Below are 23,751 nucleotides of genomic sequence, written 5' to 3' on the forward strand. Positions count from 1 at the left end.
TGGTTATTGAATGATCAACTGTGGAAATGAATTAATAGCGATCACCGTTTGTATTTTTGGCGAGTACTTTAATCGTAACTGTTGCCCGAATCGAATTTTGATCGGTATAGATCACAGTGGCTTCAGCTGTTCCTTTCCGTATTCCTTTCACAATACCATCTTTGGTTAAAGTGATATTGCCTGTGTTAGTCGTGCTCCATTGAAGCGCATTTTGTAGAGCAGCGGTTAAGTCGACATTCGCAGGAGTGAAGAACAATACCGAGTTAAGATTCATCGAATCGCCTTCCCAAATCTGGATCTCACTTGGTAATCGTAACCCAGTGAGTACAGGCACAACCTGCACATCCAATTGTGCTTGCTTACCGCCTCCGCTAACGACTACGGTCACTGTTCCTTTTTGGATACCGGTGACGACTGCTGTATTGCCTGTGCCTATAATCGTAGCATAACTGCTTTGAGCAGGATCAGCGAAAGACCATTTGAAATCAGGTATATCCGCATCCGCTGGTGTTAAGATCGCTTGTAATTTAATACTTTCGCTAATATTGACTTTGTTGGCTCCGATAATCGATAGTCCTTGCACAGGTTGAACCACCTGTACTTGTTTTTTCACTTCAATCCCACCTGCATTTACGACTACAGTGACTATTCCTTTTTGCTTTCCTGTAATTGTAGCGGTATCGCCTGTACCGGAAGTGATTCCAGCTATTGTAGAGTTGGTTGGACTCTCAAATGACCAGCTATACTTCGGTACATCTGCATTCGCAGGAGAAATGATCGCTTGCAGATTAATCGTTGAACCTACAGCGACTGTATCTGGACCTTGAATAGTAATTTTCTCTACCGGTCTAGTGATCACAATCGGATGTTCGTCTGTATAGGTACGACTTGGCGCCCCATTGGTCGTCACTGTAGCTACCAGTGTTACTGTTCCTGAATCATAGCCACGAACAACAACTTTCCATGGATCGAGAGTGGTTGGAGTCAGTGTCGCTTTGTCTTTGTCTGCTGGATTTTTAAATGTCCATGTGACAGTTGCTTTAGGGTTAGCGGGTACTAGAATCGCTTGTAATGTAGTACTGTCGCCCACTTTAAGTTGATCTGCTCCCACAATAGATACCCCTGGATTCGTCACCACAACGGTGGCTGTTGTAGAAATATTGCTACCATCTGTTGATGTAATCGTAATACGAGCTGTACCCGGTGCAACAGCAGTGATTGTTCCATTTTCACCTGTAGGTGTTACGGTTAGAACAGCCGGATTGTCTGATTTCCATTGCAGTACTTTGTTATTCGCATCTGCTGGTAAAACAATCGGAATTAATGTTTTCTGATCGCCCACCCATAAGGTATCGTTAGGCAATTGCAGACTGGTAATTCGCACTACAGATGAGAAGATAATATCTGGGAATACAATATTGACCCGTTCGGTAGGTACAGGCGTAGCAACTTGAATATCGCCTTCAAATGGATAAAGTGAAGCGCTATGCCCTGTCCCTGTTAATGATCCTCCGATCAATGTTCCTCGAATATCTCCGCCGAAGGTAGCCGCTGCTCGTGGAGCAAGTACTGTACCCGGAATATTGATACTGCCTAGATTAAGCGCAGTGGCTCCGCTAAAGTTGAACAATACTTTCTTAGGATCAACACCACTACTTACGGTTAATCCACCGCTCATATTTACAACTGTTCCATCAATATTAACCAGTACCGTTGAGCCTGCGGGTACATTGATATTAAATGAATTGGTTTTGCTGACGTCTGCACCTGACACATTAAATACATTAGTGGTAGGGTCTGTACCTGTTAATGTGATCGTACCCGACGTTTCCACTTTGGTTGTTCCTGTAGCAGGAACCGTTGCTAATCGGTCTGTCTTTTTGAGTAACTGTGCACCTGCGGCATCGAAGTCGATCGGAGTGCCTTTTACCGTTTTGATATAGAAAGGACTAAATGCAATTCCTCCATAAACAGCATTCCCGTAATTGACCGTCCCGCCTGCAAGACTCAAATTCAGATTTTTACCTGCTACCAATACGCCTGTTCCTGTTGCGGCAGAAGTAAGCTTGGTTCCGATATTGAATCCACCGGCTAGCGTCACTGTTCCAGCTCCTGCAACACGACCTTCTGTTGAAAATCCAGAAGCATTCATATTGATATCGCCTAGCATAAAGATATTGTAATCTCCGGGTGTTCCAAGATCGCTTATAGTTTCAAAAGCATTATGAATATCTGCGTAATCTAGCTTGGCATTAACCAAATTATACGTACCCTTACTGACGGGCGTTACGGCTACCGAGAAGGTAAGTGCATTTGGATTATCCGGTGTATACGATTGAACATTATTTTTGGTCGTTAGAGTGTACGGAATATCAGTTAACGTCTTTTTCAATGTATAGCCTGTAACTAATGTACCTTCTTTGGTCATGCCTTCAGGTAAATTACCAACAATTTCTAAGTTGGGTGGCAACTTCTCGGTATATTGAATATTGGAAATAAGAAGCTTACTAAACCCTTGTTCTTGTGAATTGACGGTTTGAATAGCAATCGGTTGCGGAGTCACTGAATACAACATTGTAAGTGGTGCATTACGCTGAATTTCTCCATTTTGTACACCGGATACAATTTTGCGATCGGTTAACAAATTGGCACGCGTTTGTTGAATATTTAATGTTGTGATCTGCTTAGATACAGCCCCTTGCTTATCACGGACTGTAATTTCAATTTGAAGATTACCGCCTTGTGGTAAAGGATTGGTAAATGTTTCGGTTACATTTTGACCGGATAAGACTGTTTTTTCTGAAATTTCAAGATCAGGCAGATACACGCCATTTGATTTGAATTTGACGCTAGTATATACGTTACGATCTTTAAGATCCAAGTCATTCGGCATATAGCTTAGAACAAGGTCTTTCAGATAAGAAGGCTTAGTGCTCTGATCGGTTGGGGCATTGATTGTGATATACGGAGCATGATTCGATCCGATAAATGCTCGATATAACGTATTTACAAATAATTTCTGCTCCCATTGAGGGAATTTATTATTGGTATGACCTGTACCTGAATACGTTACATTTCCTTTGGAATACGTATAGTAATGATTCCAGCTATCAGCGGCATCCCGACTACTACCAATAATGTTGTACCAGGAGACGACATCGGGATCTTCCAAATTCAGCGTATAGTACTGGTCATGCGTAAGATTGATTTGACCTACATAACCGCCGGTATTTGTAGGCGCTTGACTGAGGTCAAATGGATATTGTGTTAATAAGCCATCATTGACTACAGCTGTACTTGAAGAAGCAGAGACTGCATTCAGACCAATATTCGTTTTGGGTGCAATCTGACCCGAAGTTGGCTGGAAGTAGCTTAGCCATCGGCTAGAGTTAGTATTACTTTTGTCATAAATCGTATCATGGGTAAACATAACCCCTTGACCAGACGCAATAAATTTCTGAACCGCTGTCGCAGAAGCATCGGTTAACGGAGCGAACTGATTGTATTCATCCCGAAAACCAAACACAAGCATATCGTACGTTCCATTTAACGTGCCATAGACAGCAGGCGTATTAAATTCACTGAACGATTTGACAGTAATATTCAAATTATAATTATCACTATTGAGATAACTTTGTGTCATATTAGCAGTGTTTAACAGACTACTAGCATTTCCATCAGAAGGTAATACTTGAAGGACACGCACGACGGTTTTTTCATCTTGATATCGAATAATCCCTGTGGTGTAGTTTTTGAGTTGTCCGCTACTTTGACGATCTACAATTTCTAATTTCCAATACAGTAGACCTGAATACGCTTTGGGAAGCTTATATTGTAGAGTTCCATTGGATTGAGTGAGCGAAGTCGTCGCTACCAGTTGATCTCTATCCATCGTAATCACTTTATCGATTCCCAGATACAGATTCGCTTCTACCCCTCCACTACTAAAATCCGTAATACGATCTACATTAAAAGCAAAATTGATCGTATCCCCTTGTTTGTAAGCATTGGTCTTGTTCACAGAATAATCAATAGGTGCTGAAGTCACTGTGAACTGAGGACGCTGCATCAGTAAGGCACTAATCGTAGAACTTGAATTTTTCATCTGTGTTACAAGTGCAGTTAATCCACTATCATCGACAAAAAATACATTATTCACTTTGGATGCGGTCTGATTGTATTTAGCAAATGTATCATACAAAATACGCTGATCTGCCTGAACTTTGGACGTGTTAGCCGTCTGACTCAGAATCGAATTGTGCAAAATAACCGGTAATCCTTTATTGATATAACTATTCACAATATCATCCGCTTTGAGATGTGTAATATCGTTCATGACGGGAGTGGTATTGTGATTATTTCCTTGAACGCCTGTAGTGCTATACGTTCCTTTGCCAATGTAGATGGCATCATATTTGCCGTCTAATTCTTCACGTTGGGCTACAAATTCTTTCATTCGAATCGAACGTACAGTGAAATTAGACACATTTGCAAGCTGGCTTTTTAGTGACGACGTTCCATCATCACTAATTTCTAAAATACGTACTGGATATGCGGAAGCAGCACCCACCATCATATGGGTAATCGGTATGATTATTAGGCATAAAAGTACGATAACAAGAGGGATCCAGCGCTTTCTGATATTCATGTATCAGTTCTCCTTAATATTTCTAGTTCGTTATATAACAAATATTGTAAAGCTATCCGATAAAAATGGAGTAGATGATATATATATCGGTTGCAAAGGGTATTTCAAAAAGTCATTTCACTCAATTTATTAGTTGTCATTCTATCTATTGAATAAGTAAGCATATATGGATCCATAAGTACGTCATCATAATGGCTATGGAGTTGAAATGAATGAAAATGTTGAAAAAGAAATTAGGCGATCTTCTATTTGAAAGTGGTCTAATTTCGCAAGAACAATTGCAACAAGCTTTGACCGAACAAAATAAATCCAAACGCAAGCTTGGTGATGTATTAATAGCTCAAGGATTCATCACGGAGCAGCAGTTGATTGAAGTGTTAGAACTTCAATTAGGTATTCCTCATGTGAGTCTTTTTAAATATCAGATTGATCCAGCGATTACGCAGATCATTCCTGAAAGTATGGCGAAGCGATATCAAGTGCTTCCTTTTATGAAAGATGGCAGTAAATTAACGGTAGCGATGGTTGATCCACTGGATTACTTTGCGATCGAAGATTTGCGGATGACCACTGGCTTCCGTATTGAGCCAGCGATCTCTAGTCGGGATGAATTACAGCGCGCGATTGCTCATTACTATGGACTGCGCGATTCGATGAGTCTAATGATGGGCGAATTGCCTACGCAAGATGAGATCGAAGAAACCGAGATTACCGATGAAGCTTCACCTATTGTTCGACTGGTCAATCAGATGATACAGCAAGCGGTTCATTTGAAAGCTTCTGATATTCATGTCGATCCCGGTGAAAATGATGTGGTGATTCGTTATCGTATTGACGGTGTGCTACGGACAGAACGTCATATACCCAAGCAAATGCAAGGATTTATCACGGCTCGTCTTAAAATTATGGCGAAATTAAATATTGCTGAACGTCGTTTACCACAAGATGGACGAATAAAGCTACAGTTTGATCTCAAAATGGTCGATATTAGGGTATCTTCATTACCAACCATGCATGGCGAGAAAATCGTGCTTCGACTTTTGGATTTAAGTACAGGAGTGAAGCCGGTAGAACAACTTGGATTTGATCGTAAAAATGCAGTCTGGTTTCGTGAAATGATTGAACAGCCTTACGGCATTTTGTTAATCACAGGCCCTACAGGTAGCGGTAAAACAACAACATTATATTCAGCACTTAATCTATTGAATACCGAAAGTTCCAATGTGATTACGATTGAAGATCCGGTGGAATATCAATTAGAAGGTGTCAATCAAGTTCAGGTGAATCCTTCGATAGGGTTAACATTTGCTGCCGGATTGCGTTCGATTTTGAGACAAGATCCTAATATCGTGATGGTAGGTGAAATACGTGATGATGAGACCGCAGAAATTGCTGTCCGTGCTTCATTAACAGGTCATCTCGTGTTATCGACGATTCATACCAACGATGCGGTCAGTACTGTTATGCGTTTGCGAGATATGGGCATCGAGCCTTATCTGATTGCTTCTTCATTGATCGGGATTGTCGCTCAGCGCTTAGTGCGTCGCATTTGCTCGGATTGTAAAGAATCTTATACACCGACTGATCAAGAGCAGATTGTACTTCAGACTCATGGCTTAGATGTACAAGTACTCCATCGGGGGAAAGGTTGCGGTAACTGTAATAAAACCGGTTATCGTGGACGTGTAGCGATTCAGGAAGTGCTTAAGATCGATCAAAATTTACGCCGAATTATTACCGAAGGTGCAGCGATCGAAGCGATTAGAGAAGCTGCCCAAGCGCAGGATATGGTCACACTGATGGTAGATGGATTGCATAAAGTCACAGAAGGTGTAACTACTATTCAAGAAGTGATGCGTGAAACCGTTGCTTATTAATAACAGCTATCTATCACTCTAGAAATAATGAACATGATCTGAATGTTAAAGGGGGAAAGACAGGAATGGCTCATATCGGTCTGGGTATCAAGGAATTACTTGGTAACATGCGAGATGCAGAAGCTTCTGATTTGCATGTATCGACCGGATCAGCACCTATTATGCGGATTCACGGGATGCTCCATACAGGTAAAGGGGAACTTCTTACAGCGAGTGATACAGAAGAAATGGCGCAAATGCTATTACGGGAAGATCAATGGGCTACTTTTCAGCAAGCAGGCGAATTGGATTTTGCGTATATGCTTGAAAATGGATCGCGTTATCGGATCAATGTTTTTCGCCAAAAAGGTCATATCAGTATCGCAGCAAGATCGATTTCTGATCGTATTCCTACATTAGAGTCTTTGGGATTACCGCCGATGCTCAAAGGATTAACTGAAAAGCCTCAAGGGTTGGTGCTTGTCACAGGACCTACAGGTAGCGGTAAATCTTCTACACTGGCGGCAATGATTGGATATATCAATACCCATCAACGCAAGCATATTGTGACGTTAGAAGATCCAATTGAATATATACATGAACATGGATATTCATTAGTGAATCAAAGGGAAGTTGGACATGATACAGCAAGCTTTGCCAATGGAATTCGGGCAGCATTACGGCAAGATCCTGATGTATTACTGGTAGGGGAAATGCGAGATTTGGATACGATCTCTGCCGCTGTAACCGCAGCGGAAACAGGGCACCTCGTATTCGCAACCTTGCATACCAGTGATGCACCACAGACAGTAGATCGGATTATTGATGTGTTTCCTGCTCATCAACAAGGACAGATACGCATCCAATTAGCTTCGGTACTCACAGCTATCATTTCACAGCGGTTATTACCATTAGCTGATGGGCAAGGTCGAGTATGTGCAACTGAGATTCTGATGCAGACGCCAGCAATCGCCAATCTGATTCGTACTGAAAAAACACATCAAATCAAAAGTCTGATGCAGACGGGACGAATGTTAGGCATGCATACACTGGATATGAATATCCGAGATCTGTTGCAACGTGGACAGATTTTGCCAGCGGTAGGGAAGCCATATCTTGCTGAGGTGAATGCTTAATGGCTCAATTTGAATATCAGGTACGAACCAATAGTGGCAAACAGCTCAAAGGTACGTTAAATGCAACGGACAAAACAGCCGCTATGGAAGAATTGCGTAAGCGTGGATTAACTGTATTTTCATTGAATGAACGACGGATGACCCTTTTTTCCAAAGAAATCTATATTGGTAGTCCGGTCAAAACGATTCATTTCATTATTTTCTGTAGGCAGTTCTCGACGTTGATTCGTGCAGGAGTTACGATTCTGGATGCCACTCGAATCCTTGCCGACCAGACGGAAAGTAAAGTATTACGCAAAACGTTACAAGATGTATATGCCAGTCTGATGCGCGGAATTGCTTTGTCACAATCGATGCAAGAACATCGGAAAGTCTTTCCACCGCTATTTATCAGCATGTTACGAGCGGGTGAAGAATCGGGCGATCTGGAAGGAACGTTAGATCGTCTCGCTGTTTATTTTGAAAAACGTCATGGTACACGCGAAAAGATCAAATCAGCATTGACGTATCCTGTCACTGTGGGTCTTCTAGCAGTAGCAGTAACCGTATATCTACTGGCAGCCATTATTCCGCAATTTGTAAATATGTTTGCTTCGATGAATGCAAAGTTACCTGCAATTACAGTGATTGTATTGTCACTCAGTAATAGTTTACAAAAGCAGTGGTATATCTGGGTATTGGTGCTTCTGCTTCTTATCATTTCATATATTATTCTTCAACGTTCGGAACGGGGAGCCTATTGGATTGATTATGCCAAGCTCAAAGTCCCTATTTTCGGAAAGTTAAATCAAAAAGGCTCTATTGCTCAATTTGCTCGTACGTTTTCCTCATTATATGCGAGTTCAGTACCTATTCTACAAGCGCTCACTATTGTAGAAGAAGTAGCTGGCAATAAAGTGATCGAAGGGTATTTGCGTCAGGCAGGAGAGTCATTGCGTAAAGGAAATCCATTATCAGAACCACTTAAAAAAGCATGGGTATTCCCACCGATGGTGACTCAAATGATTGCTATTGGTGAAGAAACAGGTGCACTGGATCAGATGCTGAGTAAAGTAGCTGATTTCTACGAGATGGATGTAGACAATACAGTGGATCGACTCAAATCATTGCTTGAACCGTTATTGATTACTTTTTTATCTGCTATTGTCGGGATTATTGTGGCAGCTATTATGCTACCGATGTTCAGTCTGTATAACAATCTGTAAGTATTCACATCAAGAACAACACTACATTTAATTAACTGGAGGAATTCAAAATGATGAGCAAAGTGATGAAACGTATGGGTAAAGAGGAAAAAGGGTTTACATTGATTGAGTTGCTAGCTGTTATCGTTATTATGGCTATCATCGCTGTTATCGCTATTCCAATGATCGGTAATGTTATTAATAAATCCAAAGCAAATGGTGATTTAGCTACAGCTTCGCAAGTATACAATTCAGCTCGTCTGTATGTAATTGGTGAGAAAAATGGCGATTTCACTACTGTTGCAAACAGAACAGTAACATTGGCTAACATGACAAGTACTGGATATTTGAATGCTGATACTAGCTTACCAAGTTCGAAACAAACATTAACAGCTGCAACTGTAGTATTTACAGAAAAAGGTGAGCTGGTGAGTGTTACTCTTGCACCTGTAGGTCAGGGATCAACAAATGGAGCATACACAGCGGCTCAAGTTCTGAGTGCAACTCCCGCAACTCCGGCAGCTAACTAAACAACAATAGCTAAAAGCTAATCATTCAATCATAAACGAATCAAAAACCTACAAAAGATCGGAACCATGTTTCCGGTCTTTTTGAAATCATGAATAAGAAAGTAGATTACATCACAATGGATATGATGTTATGGATAAATATCTATATTGTTGTACTGGGTATGGTATTGGGTTCCTTTTTCCATGTGGTTGCATGGCGTGTACCTGAAGGACAGTCGATTGTTCACCCACCATCCAGCTGCTCACATTGTCAGCACCGTTTATCTGCGCTGGATATGATTCCTGTGCTTAGTTATATCAGTACAAAAGGGCGGTGCCGGCATTGTAACACACGAATATCGATTCAATATCCAATCGGAGAAGCGATCACAGGTCTACTATTTCTATGGGTATTTCTTCATTTTGGATGGACTGGCGATACACTAATCGGTTGGTTATTGGTGAGCTTGTCAGTGATTATTACTTTATCAGATCTACAAGTGATGAAGATTCCGAATAAAGTGTTACTCTTTTTTGCTCCTATTTTTCTAATCATGGTCGTATGGTTACCTGGCACGATTAGTATCGTTTCACATCTGAGTGGAGCGATTGCAGGTGGGGGTATTTTGTTGCTCATTGCCTTTATCAGTCGTGGTGGGATGGGTATGGGCGATGTAAAGCTTTTTGCTTTGTACGGATGGGTGATCGGATTCTCAAATATTCTGCTTGCTCTTTTTATAGCCTGTTTACTTGGAACACTAGTAGGAATGGGATTAAGACTACTCGGTAAAGTGCAAAAGCAACAACCGATTCCATTTGGGCCTTTTTTAGCAGCAGGCACTTTAATTGCTTTTATGTATGGAGCACAGATAATAGACGCATATCTTTCGCTTATTGGTTAGGAGGAGGTTAGCCCCTATGTTTCAACGAAATTTACCTCACATCGGCTTATCGCTGGAACAGACAGAGATTCGCTATGTTTCTTTAAAAAAGAAAAAGCAGTGGGAACTGGAAAGTAAAAAGTTTTTACCGATTCCTTCAGGCGTTATTGTTGAGAATCAAATCGTAGATACCGAAAAGATGAATCAGCTACTACGCAAATGGGTGACAGATGAAGGGTTAAAAGGGCAATCGGTCACACTATCGATTCCACCTTCTCGTATTCTCGTTCGCGCGATGAGTATTCCAAGTACCAATGCCAAGCAAGTCAGTCAATTGGTGGAATTGGAAGTAGAGACAGGGCTACACTTACCTTTTGAAAATCCTGTATACGATTATATTGTAACGTCTATTGATGAAGAACATACACACTTGCTTGTATTTGCTGCACCTAGTCAGTTGATTAAAGATTATATCAGTCTGTTGGGAGAAGCAGGTATCAAAGTCGTTGCTGTAGAGCTATCTGCAACCGCACTAGCAAGAACAGTGATTACTGAACATGGACGATCATTTGCTAATACGATGCTAATTCATTTAACCGATCATTTATTAGATATCTATATGTTCCGTAGTGGACAGCCTGTCTTTATGCGCAGTATAGAATCGACTAGAGTGCTCGACGAGAGTTCAGTGCTCGATGATCTGAATACTTCATTAACTCGTCAGCAGGTTGAAGATATTATTCCTGAAATCTCACGGATGTTGAACTTTTATCAATATAGCTTACATGATGGTTCGATTAAGATCGAAGAGATTTTTGTAACAGGATTGCCTGAAGAACGAGAATTGTTAGCCCATGAATTAAGTCAATCTCTACCTGATATCCAAGTCGAAGCTGTCGAACTTGAAACGACTCAACATGCTTTTCAAGCCGATCCTGATTTGAATAGTTATCGTGTCGCTGTCGGTGCGGCTCTTCGCCGGGAAGATGCACGACCGATTAATCTGTTACCACAAGAAAAGCGAGAAAAAAATCAATTTTCTTATTTGACTGTAGGCTTAAGTGCTCTATGGGTACTTGCTATGTGTGGAGCTATTTTCTATATGATCAGTGAGCGTGGAACAGTGACAGAACAAGAGCGTGCGATACAGCAATGGAGCGACCGGAATACATTAGCACAGCTAGAATTGTCCAAATGGAATGGTAGTGGTCCTTCAGCAACGGCTAACCAGACTGTGATTGATGCGGTGATGAATTATCGGTTAGACGTGGTGAGTATACTCGATTCACTGACTCAAAAATTACCGAAAAGCGGAATGATTCGAGATATCTCTTACAATCGCAGTTCGAATCTATTATTGACGACAAGTATGCGTAATTTTAGTGATGCGGCTAATTATCTGGTGCAGTTAAGAAGTATGCCTTTTGTCGAATCAGCTACTGTGAACAAAGCGACTCGGGATAGCTCGGTGGATTCAGCCGTAAAACCGACCAAAGGACAGCCTTCCTTATATCTAGTGATCTACACGATTGATCTTCAAGCACAAAGTGTAACAGGTGATACGTATGCAACGTCTTCTGTCGTTACACCAGCAGAGGGAGGGGGGGTACCAAATGGAACAGCTCAATAAATATCGTAATGTGATCTTGCTAGGTATTATTTTATTATTTGTGATTTTATTGGCTTTTTACATGTGGGTACTTCACCCCTTATCTCAAAAATCTCAACAATATGATAATCAATTAACCCAAATGCAACAGGAGTATAATCTGATTCAGACGAAAATTGCCCAGTTGAAAAGCGGTCAGCCGACCGATGCACAGCAAGCGATCCAAGCGGCTATCCCTTCAGCAGTAGCAAGTGAAAAGTTGTTATTGCAGCTGCAACAAGTCAGTCAGAACAGTTATGCTCGTATCACGGATGTCGAATTCGTTAATATTGATAGCAATACTAGCGGTGAGATTGCAGCTGAAAATCTAGGCGTAAATGTAGGACAGATTCGGATGAATGCTGAATTAGAAGGTGGATATACGGAAATTCGGGAATGGATGAATCAATTACAAAAGCTTCCTCGATTGATGACTGTCGATTCTTTTAGTTTCCAACAACCCTATACACCCGGCAAATCAGGTGCGATTTTGACAGCGAATGTTTCATTTACTGCGTATTATACATCGCCTTAAATATCCTATAGGGAATTATCATACAAAAAAAGCTACTATAAACAAGAATGCTTGTTTGTAGTAGCTTTTTTATTTGGGCTTATGATTAAAATAAGTTTAAGCGTCTTTTTTGTTCTTCTGCAATCTCTTGTTTAACTTGTTGATTGGTTTGTTCCATTGTAGTTAATCCAGGTAAGATAATACTTTTAGTTTTTCCTGTGTTGATATTCATAACCGTTAACTGAGGATTAGGATAGATTACATCACCAGCAGTATCTACTGTGAAAAATAATTGCTTTCCAATCGCTATTGGATTCTCAGTATCTGTACCTAAAGAAGTCATTTGTTTTTTTGTTTTGGTTTTAGGATAATAAGCGAAAATTTCGAACTCTAGATCGCCAGTACTCTCCATATGTTTGGTAACTGTTGAATAATAAAGTATGGTCTCATCATCATTCCAACTGAAGTTATTAATATCTTCTGGATGAGTAGGACTGATTTGAACGCCATCGGAATGTACATTATTTAAAGGAAAACGATAAATCTGTTGCGGAACATCTAAAGATCCTTTTTCAACTTTAACTTTGCGCGGATCTGTCATCGTAGTATATATAAATTTCCCATTTCGACTGATCTTTAAAAATCTCATACTTCCACCATGTGTTTTTACTGTAGTTCGTTGCATTGTTTGCTTAGAAGCAAGATTATACTCAAAAATAGTACTATTGAAATTAAACCATTGTTTAGGAGCAGGCTTGGACTGGATCCCCATAGTAATAAATATTGATCGACCATCAGGTGCAAATGCGAAACTGTGAATCTCTTCTTTCTTTGTAAGAAGGGTATTTAACTTTCCTGTGTTGAGATCAAATGATTGAATTTTACTAACAAAATCAGGTTGCCCTTTACCTTTGTGCCAGATCATTGAAGAGGCTAAGAAAGTAACGGCTGAACCATCGGGTGAGAATTGCACATTAGAAAGATCAGGAGAATCTCTGTTATCGTTTTTGACAGTATATAAGACTTTAGAAAGATTCTGTTTGCGATCATATGTTTTGACCATCGTTTCTTGTAATCCTTGATCTGACATAATAGACGCAATATAAGCAATCTGATTGGTATCTTGCCGAAGAATAGTATAATCGTTCAATGTTGTTCGAATACTGGAATCTGCTGCCAAAGCATGATCTGGATTAAATAAGGCACTTGATGTTGCTATAAATAAAACCATAGTCACCCACAACATACTATTATGTATTAAGCGATAGTTCATTTTACCTTTCATTTTTTACCTCCATTATCATTTTGTAATCTAAGCGACTCTTCTATTATACCTATTTATAAATAATAAATACGATTTATCCTTTTGTAGAGATATTTAGCATATGGTCTAATGTAATTATGACTCCAAATAGACTATAGTAATACATAACTATTTTGATCATTCATCCTATGGAGGTACTTATGATTCCTTTTGATCCGTTATCTCATCCTTATGCTTCAGAACGACAACCGGTCTATGCTCACAATGGTATGGTCGCTACTTCGCAACCGTTAGCAGCGCAAGCGGGATTGGATATTTTGAAAAAAGGGGGCAACGCGATTGATGCTGCCATTGCGACAGCTGCTTGTTTGACTGTTGTTGAACCAACGTCTAATGGCATCGGAGGCGATGCTTTTGCTATCATCTGGACACAAGGTAAGCTCCACGGACTGAATGCTAATGGACCTGCACCTCAAAGTATCTCTATTGAAGCGGTTCAGCAAGCAGGGCATGATAAGATTCCGACCCACGGCTGGATTCCAGTAACAGTACCGGGAGCGCCCTCCGCATGGCAAGAACTCTCACAGAAATTTGGGAAATTACCTTTAACTGAAGTGCTTCAACCAGCAATTGATTATGCAGAACAAGGATTTCCGATATCGCCAACGTTAGGGTATTACTGGAATCTAGCGTATGAACGGTTCGCTAAAATATTAACGGCAGATCAGTACCAGCACTGGTTTGCAACGTTTGCTCCGCAAGGAAGAGCACCGCGTATCGGTGAAATGTGGCGTTCCCCAGATCATGCCAAGACATTATGTAGTATTGCCGAGACAGGCGCAGAATCCTTTTATCGTGGCGAAATAGCAGACCAGATCGATACATTCTCACGTCAGCACGGCGGATTTTTACGTAAAGAAGACCTTGCGGCATACCATCCTGAATGGGTCGATCCGATTGGAGTCCAGTATAAAGGCTATGATGTGTGGGAAATTCCGCCGTCTGGTCAAGGATTGATTGCATTGATCGCTCTTAATGTACTCAAAGGATATGAATTTGCAGGTCGGGATACGGTAGATACGCATCATAAGCAGATGGAAGCGATGAAGTTAGCATTTAGCGATGGACTCAAATATATTACACAACATGATAAAATGACGATGAAATTAGAGGATTTATTATCCGATCATTACGCTGATGAACGACGTGCATTGATCAGTGAACAGGCGTTACAACCAGAAGCCGGAAAACCTACAACCAGTGGAACGGTATATCTAGCCACCGCAGATCAAGAAGGCAATATGGTGTCCTATATCCAAAGTAACTATATGGGCTTTGGCTCAGGAATCGTGATTCCGGGGACAGGAATTGGACTGCAAAATCGGGGACATTCTTTTTCTCTTGATCCCACGCATGATAACCGCTTAGAACCCGGGAAAAAGACGTATCATACGATTATTCCGGGCTTTTTGACCAAAAACGGTCAGCCTATCGGTCCTTTTGGCGTGATGGGTGGATTTATGCAACCTCAAGGCCATGTACAAGTCGTCATGAATATGATCGATTTCCATCTGCATCCACAAGCGGCACTGGATGCACCACGCTGGCAATGGGTAGAAGGCAAAACAATAGAGATTGAACCGAACTTTCCTGAACATTTGGCTCAAAGTCTGATCCGCAAAGGGCATCATATCGTACGTGCTAACAGTGTCGGTGGATTTGGTCGGGGACAGATTATTTTACGAGATCCCGAGACAGGTGTATTGATCGGTGGCACAGAGTGGAGAACAGATGGTACGATAGCAGCTTGGTAAATGGAAGGGATATAGAATGGTATACGAGTTAAAATTATAGGTTTCAGATAGTTTTGATCTATAAATAAATCCAATAGATCGTCTACAGGAATATAGATTAGATATGAACGACATAATTGTAATTAAAAAGGCGTCTATTCCCAACGATAGGTTGAGATTAGACGCTTTTTTTGGATTTAAGATGATTTACAAGCTTGAGGTTCAGGCTCGATATCCAATACTTCTGATTCTTCCCGTTTGCTAAACCAAGCTTCCACTTTGCGGATAAAAATAAATCCAACAATAACAAATGCGGCGACAATAAACAATTTCCACGGCTGTTGGAAATAACTTGCCCAATCGGCTCCGATAAACGAGACGATAAAAATCATTATTCCTCGTCCTAGCCCTGCGGCAATCGCAAAAGAACGGAATTTGATTCCGCTTAGTCCAGCCGCTACATGAAGCAACGTAAACAGACCAACCGGCAATAGACTAAACATAAAAATATACATAAACCCATTTTTTTTCATCCAACGTATACTTTTTTGCACACCTTTGTTATGAGAAAAACGATCGATATATTTGTAATGTGAAAGTTTACGCACTAACCAGAATACAAGGATAGCGCCACTCATCACACCGATCCATGAGTACAATATACCTGACCATAACCCAAAAGCCGCTACATTCAGTCCGATCACAACCATCGTAGGCAAAGGCGGGATAAAAGATAGGAGAAAAGCAAGCAATATACTAAGCCACGGACCGATAGCACGGTATTGATCCATCAGATGATCAATATCACCTTCTTGGAGGTAAGACATAAATTGTGCAATATCCATAGCCACGTTCCTTTCGTTCAAATCATTCTATATCTTTCATTACCCAATCAAGCCTTTAAATTCTCGATTCTACGTATCTTTTATGTTATTTTTTACAATAGAAAACAACTATGGTTGTTCAGTAAGTGAATCGCGGCGACTAAACCAAGCCTCAATACTACGGCTACATACAAAGCAAATAATCACAAACAGTAACACTAACAACAGATTCCACGGATTTTCACGATAACGAGACAAGTCTGCACCAATAAAGGAAACCGCAAATACCATAATCCCTCTACCGAAAATAATCGCAATCAGAAACGAACGAAATCGAATCCCGCTCAGTCCAGCCGCTACATTTAATAACGTAAACGGACCTACAGGAAAAAGACTCAACAAAAAAATATAATTAAATCCATTATTCCGAATCCAACGCCGTGTACTGACTACTTTAGGATTACGTACCAAGCGTGATAAATATCGATGTTCAGACAACTTACGTACCAACCAAAAAGCAGTCAGCGAACCTGCCGTAATCCCAATCCATGAATACAAAAATCCAACCCACAATCCATACACCGCCGCATTTACCCCCAAAATCACAATCGTAGGCAAAGGAGGAATAAAGGATTTGAGAAAAGGCAATAACATACTAGCAAGCGGACCCAGTGAACGATATTCACCCATCCAACTTTTCAAATTCTCTTCCGTCAAATAAGATAACCACTGCGAAATATCCATAAAAATATAAATCCTTTCCAGCGCTTGGTATTATAAGCGCGACCCAGTTCAATAAAAAGTGATTTTTGCTTGAGCAAAATATCTTACGATCAGCGCTTGGCAATATAAGCACAACATCTTCTCTATGTAGTATAACGGATGCATCCACAAAAAAGGCAAAATACACGCAGTTGTCGAATTATTTAACATTCAAGTTATTTTCAGCCAATTGATGTCAATAGAATAAAGGAGTACACCCAAGGATTATGCATATGTTTCTTCGACTTTCTCGCAAAATGGTCAGAATGCGCAAATCAGTATTAGCGACAACAACGGTATTATTTGTATTATTGTCAGCTACGATAGCCTATATGATCGAACCAGATACGTTTACCCACTGGTTTAACGCGTTGTACTGGGTACTGACTACGATGGCAACTGTAGGGTATGGCGATTATTTTATGAAAAGTATAGCTGGTAAAATCTTTACAGTATTTTTGTATGTTTTCGGCATTGGTCTACTGAGCTTAATTATTAGTAAAATTGTAGATTCGATGGGAGAATATAATCGGAGAAGAGGAGCAGGTAAATTGAAATACGTAGGACAAGATCACATTATTATTATCAATTGGAGCAAAAAAGCACATTATGCGATAGATGAACTATTTGCCAGTCATCCAGAAATTGATGTTGTTATTATTGATCAACTGGAAAAGCATCCATACGATCATCCACAAGTTCATTATGTAAATGGTGATCCGACCAAAGACGAAACATTACTACAAGCAGAAATCAGTACAGCACGTTCTGCTATTATTTTTGCAGATTCACGTATTGATGATGCTTCGTTAGTCGATGGCAAATCACTACTGGTCGCTTCCAGTGTGGAACGGTTAGCTTCTCACGTACATACCACCGTCGAAATCATGTTAGAAAACCATATTAAAAATTTCCACCATGTGCATGTGAATGAATTCGTATTGTCTCATGATGCTATTTCACGCTTGGCTGTACGCTCGGCATTAAATGAAGGCAATAACGATGTGTTGGCTCAACTGCTCAATCGTCAATATGGAGAAGATATCTATCATGTACCTACAGAACCAGGCTGGCGTACGTATGGAGAAGCTTTTCAAGCATTATTAGTAGAAGGTGCAACATTAATCAGTGATCGTAACGATATGACCATTAATCGCAAATTGTCTGAGCCTATGCCAGCAGAAGCCAAGTTGTTTGTGATTTGTGATCCAGAAACTCATATTCGTCTGATAAACAAAGTCTAATCGGTTGCTGTTGAATCTCAATGGCGTTCTGTGTCAGCATGCTCTAAATTGGGCTATAATATAATGTAGTTACAGACACGATAATCTATTTTGTATCGCAAAGGAGTTCGAATCAGATGTCTAATACAAATACATTCAAACCGGTACGAGTGAAGCACCTTACAATAGGCGAAGGAAAGCCTAAAATTTGTGTATCTTTAACAGGGCATACAACCGAGCAGATCATAGAAGAAGCGCATACACTCAAATTAGCAGATATTGATATGGTCGAATGGCGTGTTGATTTTTTTGAACAGGTAGAGCAATTGGATCAGGTGACATATACGTTGGAACGTATCCGTGATATTCTTCCATCGACTCCGCTTATTTTCACATTCCGTAGTGCCAAAGAAGGCGGACAATGCGAGCTGAGTAGCAACTACTATGTCGAATTAAATCAAGCAATCGCTGCGACAGGCGAAGTCGATCTTATAGATGTCGAACTTTTTAATGAAGAAACAGCTATTCAGCAATTGATAACAACAGCCCACGAACATAATACGTTTGTGATTATTTCCAATCATGATTTTCAGCAAACACCACCCAAAGAAGAACTGATCTCCCGCTTATCGCGTGCTCAACAATTAGGTGCAGATATCACTAAAATCGCTGTTATGCCTCAAAGCAGTAGCGATGTGATTACTTTACTCGATGCGACCAATACGATGAAAGAACAGCATGCCGATCGACCAATGATTACGATGTCGATGGCAGGCAAAGGTATGATTAGCCGTTTAACAGGCGAACTATTCGGATCAGCGATCACATTCGGTGCCATTCAAAAATCGTCTGCTCCCGGACAAGTTCCTGTGTCTGACTTGCGTAGTATTTTGAGTTTATTACATGCTAATTTATAAGTAAATCTTGTAAAGTCCCTCTGAATGGTTAGAGGGACTTTTTTGATATAACGTAAAAGAGTATTGTAGAAAGGTCATTCGCTATGTCCATCTAATTTTATAAGTACATTGGGGATGTGGAACTAATGCATACTATATTTATTTTCAAAAATAAGCATTCTTAAATCTGGAAATGTTTATTCTCATGTTATTTATCTGTACAATAAACCTATAAGAACTTCAGAAAGCAGGTGACTTTATGTATCTGGTGAATGAACATATACAGCATGTAGATCACGAGACACTGGTTCAGTTTCAACATACTCATCATATACAACTGCCAGAAGCTTATTGTGAATTTCTAGAGCAATATGGAGTGGGTACTTATTGTGGAGTACTGAATGTACAACTTCCAGACCATCAACAGTTAACAGAATTTGTAGAATATGAGTTATGGGAATATGATAAAGATAGTCCTATCCATAATCAACAGTTGGCTGAATGTGTAGTGATTGCTACAACGATCGACGGTGACTTTCTTGCTCTTCATCCTCAAGTCAAGGATCTATTATGGATACCTAGACATTCTGAACGGATTGAGGTGCGCCTTTTAGATACTGATGCTTCTTGGATTGAAATGATGGATCAATGGTTGAAGATATCTTACGGCGATTCTTTTCAAATTATGCAGGAGAATCGGTATTATGAATCATGGAATCAGGATCAACGGTATCGTTCATTAACATTTCATCCGCCGACTGAAGGCAACGATTTACTGTCAATCAGTTCAAGTGCAGAGCAGTTAACACAGATCGCTCATCAGATTGATTTACAACTGCCCGCTGATTTGAAGATTGAGACACCTTACAGTTGTCTGTTATTCTGGCGTTCGATTCAAGGCTATGCTCGCTTTAATTATGCTTACGGTTATGAAGTAGTCTTATGTTACGAAGATCATGATAAAGAGGCAAGTGAACAACTACTAGACGTACTGTTACAGCATCATATTTATGAAGATAGTCCTGAATAATTATTCCTCTTTAAAAATAAGAACAAATGTTCTATAATAAAGTATACAATTCTGCTAACAGGATATACTAGATACAATATAGAGACGTATACATCTTATGTTTTGACTATTAAAGGAGGATTTATATGGCAATTCAACTGACAGAAGGATATGTAGACGGACTTGCACCTAATGCAGCAGCAATCAAAAATGCTAAAGGATTAATTCAAAAAAATAAATTAGTACAACTTCATCAAACAGAAGATGGCACCTTATTATTTGGTGAGTGTGCAGGTAGTGGGAAAAGCAATTATGCATGTTCGGTAGATTTTATACAACCAGACAAAGAACCTACGTCGAGATGCAGTTGCCCGAGTCGTCAGTTCCCTTGCAAACATGCATTGGCATTAATGTATGCGTATGTAGCAGGACAGACATTTACAACAGCTACCATTCCAGAAGATATCGCAGACAAACGAAACAAAATTGAAAAGCGTGAAGAAAAAGCGGCTGCTATAGAAGCTGATCCTACGCTCAAAGCAGTACCAAAAAAGAAAACAGTCAACAAAAATGCGCTGAAAAAGAAAGTCCAAGCTCAGTTAGAGGGACTTGATATTTTGGAAAAGCTCACATTGTCTTTAATCCGTAATGGTCTAAGCACAGTCGATGCAACAGTGATCAAGCGTATTCAAGAACATGTCAAACAAATGGGCAATTATTACCTCACCGGAGCGCAAGTGGAATTGCGTCGTCTGGCAGGATTGTTATCTCCTAAAAATAATCCTGAAGCGAACTATACATATGCAGTAGAACAGTTAACGCTAATTCATGCGTTGATTCGTAAAGGAAGGGCACATTTACAGGCCAAGCTTGAAGATCCAGAACTGGCTTTGGATGCTGAATCGACGATTGAAGAATGGTTAGGGCATGCATGGCAGTTAAGTGAATTAGAGCAACATCAGCGCATGACAGAAGGCGCAGAATTAATTCAGTTGGCATTTACCAGTTATGACGATCCGGGAAGAATGGAATTTATAGATTTGGGATACTGGTTAGAGCTAGGTACTCACCATATTCGCCGTACATTACAATATCGTCCGTACAAAGCAGCCAAGCATATCCGTGAAGAGGATACGTTTACCGAAATTGCTTGTCCGAAGCCAATGTATGTATATCCGGGTGATCTTAATCCGCGTGTACGTTGGGAAAGTCTAGCGACGCGGGCTGTGACGGAACAAGATGTGCAATCTATTCATTCCCAAGCCTATACTTCTTTTGCAGAAGGGATCAAATTGGTCAAAAATCAATTAAAGAATCCATTAGCTGATCCTTATCCAGCACTTTTACTTCAAGTCAGTCAATTTTATCAGAGTGAAGATGGTCAACTGGTGATGAAGGATAGCGAAGGTCAATCGATTGGACTAACAGATATCTCACTGCCTATTGGAACAAGTACAGGCTTACTTCCTTATTTGCCACAGGAAACGCTGCAAGATGTAACAGTACTGTTGGTATTCGAACATCAGATGGATACAGGGCAATTAATTGCTCAACCGCTTTCGATTATTAATGGCAATGGAATCATGCGTTTGTTGTATTGATGAACCAGTAGATGGCTAGGAGGAGGTTATATTGAGTACATCATTACTAGAGGAATTGTATCGGGAAGTTAAATATCTCTATATAGCAGGAAGTACACTAGCAACTTCGGCTCCACGTTTGCAACATATCCTGCATACATTAACTGAACGTAGACAACAGTCAGTGGTATGGCAAAGATTAGCAGATCAATTATCTTTACTTCTAGACCCTAGGCATACTGAAGAAGTATCAAAGCATTTACAATCTTTGACATTGTTATTGGTATCGGCTCTTCGTACGCAAGGACAAAGCAAGATTACTGTATCTATCGAGCCTATACATGGAGCGACAGTTCATAGCTCTCAACAAACGTATTTTCCTTTTTTGTCATATACTCTACTAGCACCAGTACAGAAAGCGTTGACCTCCAAAGGCGGCGGACGCTATGAAGTGATTGAAAAAGCTTATGAAGCTGGATTTTTTCAAGATATTCGGTTATTACCGTTAGCTATTGGAGCATTACATGATTCGTATTCGGCTATTATTGACTTGGCAGTAGAGAAATTAATTCCTTTTTACGGAGCTACTATAGTCCCTTATTTATGGTCAAGCTTGGATCGTTATGGTGGACAAAGTGAAGCGTACAAATTGCAATTCATTTATCAGCAAAGTGAACAACAAGAGCTAGAGCAGTATTATGATCTGGCTCAATCTGGTTCTGATGAGGTACGTCAAATAGCGATTCAGTGCTTACAAGGACAACCACAATATGTAAACGATCTATTGACTTGGACGACACATAAACGAAAAGGAATACGCCAATCTGCTTATATAGCACTTGCATATAGTGAAGATACAGATGTAATAAATAAGCTATATACAGATTTATCAGGTAAAGATGCTGTACTTGTCTATGAAGCGCTTAACCAATGTACGGCATTACCATTAGCGATGCAAGATCGATTAGCGCAAGATTTGAAGATATATATTACTCAAGCAATCGAACTGCAAAATAATCAACTGCCTATCGAAATACTGCAACCGCTTAGAGATCGAATGACAATATTGGATACTCATGCACATCCTGTAGTAGAAGAAGCTTATATTCAAGTATTAGAACAACCAGATTATTTTAGCAAAATAAAAGGTTGTCGCATTTTATATGATGTGACTCATTATTTCAGTCAATTTCCTACTAAGCGTGCACTGGATATTTTATTGCAAATAGATCAGGGTAAATATCTGGACTATGTTATTCCACATACATTTGTAGCGGCTTATCATCTACTTACATCCGAGCAATTGTACAAGCAGTATATAGAGAAAACAGGCGATCAATCCAAGCTTATTGATCAGAAGCCGATTCGGCAAAAATTAATCGCTACGATAGAAAGAATGGTTATCACTTCTAAATATGAATATGCGATACTGTCGACACAACCGCTTATTTTTTCTCAATACAAAATCAAAACATCCTATTGCTTACCTGTACATGAAGTTCAATCCTGTTGGGATAAACGCTGGTTAGACTGGAGTATTCGGTATAACAGTATTCCTCTAGCGGCTACATTTGCCAATGCTCATGAACCTAGATTAGAGAAGTTTTTGATACAAAAATGCAAAGAACATCCCAATGTGAGTGAACAAACGTGTGGATGGTTATTACAGGGATTAGATCGAATCGGTATTGAAGCAGAGCAGAAAAAAGAATTGATGCTTATGATGTTAGAAGATGAGCGTAGTCGGGATTGTGAAGTATTGTCTCCGTATCTTTCTTGTTCTCTATTAGAATGCTGTACGATTCATGATAGGGAGCGATTACAACAGATTGCACACTCTACCGTTGAAGAGATCGTACAGACCTTTTATCCAAAGACTGAGCTTGTATTTACTGGGAAAATGATCTCTAAATATGGCAAACAAGCAGTAGAGCAACTGAAATATATGATTCAACAACTGCAAAGTTAATCATCCCATGTAGCAAAAGTGTAGAAGCACCTATAGATGGTTAGGAGGGTATACG

17 protein-coding genes are annotated in these 23,751 nt (G+C 40.1%); 13 read left to right on the forward strand and 4 right to left on the reverse strand.

The genetic code is table 11. From position 1 onward, the window contains the following. Positions 1-31: 31 nt before the first annotated feature. A complete protein-coding gene (locus PO903_RS09555; RefSeq protein ID WP_273593259.1) occupies positions 32-4,648 on the reverse strand; it encodes a DUF5057 domain-containing protein in 4,617 nt (1,538 codons plus the stop codon). Between the two features lie 212 nt (positions 4,649-4,860). Between PO903_RS09555 and PO903_RS09560 the strand changes: the two genes are divergently transcribed. The 7 genes from PO903_RS09560 (at position 4,861) to PO903_RS09590 (ending at position 12,397) form a co-directional block, all read left to right on the forward strand. Continuing rightward, entirely contained in the window at positions 4,861-6,525 is a 1,665-nt protein-coding gene (locus tag PO903_RS09560; protein WP_069326792.1) for a GspE/PulE family protein, read from the forward strand. A 65-nt stretch (positions 6,526-6,590) separates the two neighbouring features. Beyond that, on the forward strand, positions 6,591-7,640 hold the full coding sequence (locus PO903_RS09565) for a type IV pilus twitching motility protein PilT (RefSeq protein WP_137221335.1): 1,050 nt from the start codon (positions 6,591-6,593) through the stop codon (positions 7,638-7,640). After that, on the forward strand, positions 7,640-8,845 hold the full coding sequence (locus PO903_RS09570) for a type II secretion system F family protein (RefSeq protein WP_137221333.1): 1,206 nt from the start codon (positions 7,640-7,642) through the stop codon (positions 8,843-8,845). The genes PO903_RS09565 and PO903_RS09570 overlap by 1 nt, the downstream gene beginning before the upstream one ends. Before the next feature lie 50 nt (positions 8,846-8,895). Beyond that, on the forward strand, positions 8,896-9,354 hold the full coding sequence (locus PO903_RS09575) for a prepilin-type N-terminal cleavage/methylation domain-containing protein (protein WP_069326789.1): 459 nt from the start codon (positions 8,896-8,898) through the stop codon (positions 9,352-9,354). A gap of 116 nt (positions 9,355-9,470) precedes the next feature. Next, complete coding sequence (locus tag PO903_RS09580) at positions 9,471-10,235, forward strand: prepilin peptidase (protein WP_273593260.1); 765 nt, start codon at positions 9,471-9,473, stop codon at positions 10,233-10,235. A gap of 16 nt (positions 10,236-10,251) precedes the next feature. After that, positions 10,252-11,844, forward strand: a complete 1,593-nt coding sequence (gene pilM / locus PO903_RS09585) for a pilus assembly protein PilM (RefSeq protein ID WP_273593261.1) — start codon at positions 10,252-10,254, stop codon at positions 11,842-11,844. Continuing rightward, a complete protein-coding gene (locus tag PO903_RS09590; RefSeq protein ID WP_161594203.1) occupies positions 11,828-12,397 on the forward strand; it encodes a type II secretion system protein M in 570 nt (189 codons plus the stop codon). Before pilM ends, PO903_RS09590 begins: the two co-directional genes overlap by 17 nt. A gap of 85 nt (positions 12,398-12,482) precedes the next feature. Here PO903_RS09590 and PO903_RS09595 read toward each other — a convergent pair whose 3' ends face one another. After that, positions 12,483-13,661, reverse strand: a complete 1,179-nt coding sequence (locus PO903_RS09595) for a hypothetical protein (protein WP_273593262.1) — start codon at positions 13,659-13,661, stop codon at positions 12,483-12,485. A gap of 179 nt (positions 13,662-13,840) precedes the next feature. On the opposite strand from PO903_RS09595, the gene PO903_RS09600 reads away from it, so the two are divergent. After that, on the forward strand, positions 13,841-15,454 hold the full coding sequence (locus tag PO903_RS09600) for a gamma-glutamyltransferase family protein (RefSeq protein ID WP_273593263.1): 1,614 nt from the start codon (positions 13,841-13,843) through the stop codon (positions 15,452-15,454). A 176-nt stretch (positions 15,455-15,630) separates the two neighbouring features. Here PO903_RS09600 and PO903_RS09605 read toward each other — a convergent pair whose 3' ends face one another. Further along, positions 15,631-16,278, reverse strand: a complete 648-nt coding sequence (locus PO903_RS09605) for a TVP38/TMEM64 family protein (RefSeq protein WP_273593264.1) — start codon at positions 16,276-16,278, stop codon at positions 15,631-15,633. Between the two features lie 108 nt (positions 16,279-16,386). After that, positions 16,387-17,001 (reverse strand): TVP38/TMEM64 family protein, encoded by a 615-nt coding sequence (locus tag PO903_RS09610; RefSeq protein ID WP_069326783.1) that lies wholly within the window; start codon positions 16,999-17,001, stop codon positions 16,387-16,389. A 245-nt stretch (positions 17,002-17,246) separates the two neighbouring features. Between PO903_RS09610 and PO903_RS09615 the strand changes: the two genes are divergently transcribed. The 5 genes from PO903_RS09615 (at position 17,247) to PO903_RS09635 (ending at position 23,696) form a co-directional block, all read left to right on the forward strand. Beyond that, positions 17,247-18,263, forward strand: a complete 1,017-nt coding sequence (locus PO903_RS09615; protein ID WP_273593265.1) for a potassium channel family protein — start codon at positions 17,247-17,249, stop codon at positions 18,261-18,263. Positions 18,264-18,379: 116 nt separating this feature from the next. After that, a complete protein-coding gene (aroD, locus tag PO903_RS09620) occupies positions 18,380-19,159 on the forward strand; it encodes a type I 3-dehydroquinate dehydratase (RefSeq protein ID WP_273593266.1) in 780 nt (259 codons plus the stop codon). 238 nt (positions 19,160-19,397) lie between these two features. Beyond that, positions 19,398-20,168, forward strand: a complete 771-nt coding sequence (locus tag PO903_RS09625) for an SMI1/KNR4 family protein (RefSeq protein ID WP_273593267.1) — start codon at positions 19,398-19,400, stop codon at positions 20,166-20,168. A 125-nt stretch (positions 20,169-20,293) separates the two neighbouring features. After that, entirely contained in the window at positions 20,294-21,748 is a 1,455-nt protein-coding gene (locus PO903_RS09630; RefSeq protein WP_273593268.1) for an SWIM zinc finger family protein, read from the forward strand. A gap of 31 nt (positions 21,749-21,779) precedes the next feature. Then, complete coding sequence (locus PO903_RS09635; RefSeq protein ID WP_273593269.1) at positions 21,780-23,696, forward strand: HEAT repeat domain-containing protein; 1,917 nt, start codon at positions 21,780-21,782, stop codon at positions 23,694-23,696. Positions 23,697-23,751: the final 55 nt, after the last annotated feature.

The sequence above is a fragment of the Paenibacillus sp. PK4536 genome, assembly GCF_028594455.2.
Taxonomy (GTDB): domain Bacteria; phylum Bacillota; class Bacilli; order Paenibacillales; family Paenibacillaceae; genus Saccharibacillus; species Saccharibacillus nuruki.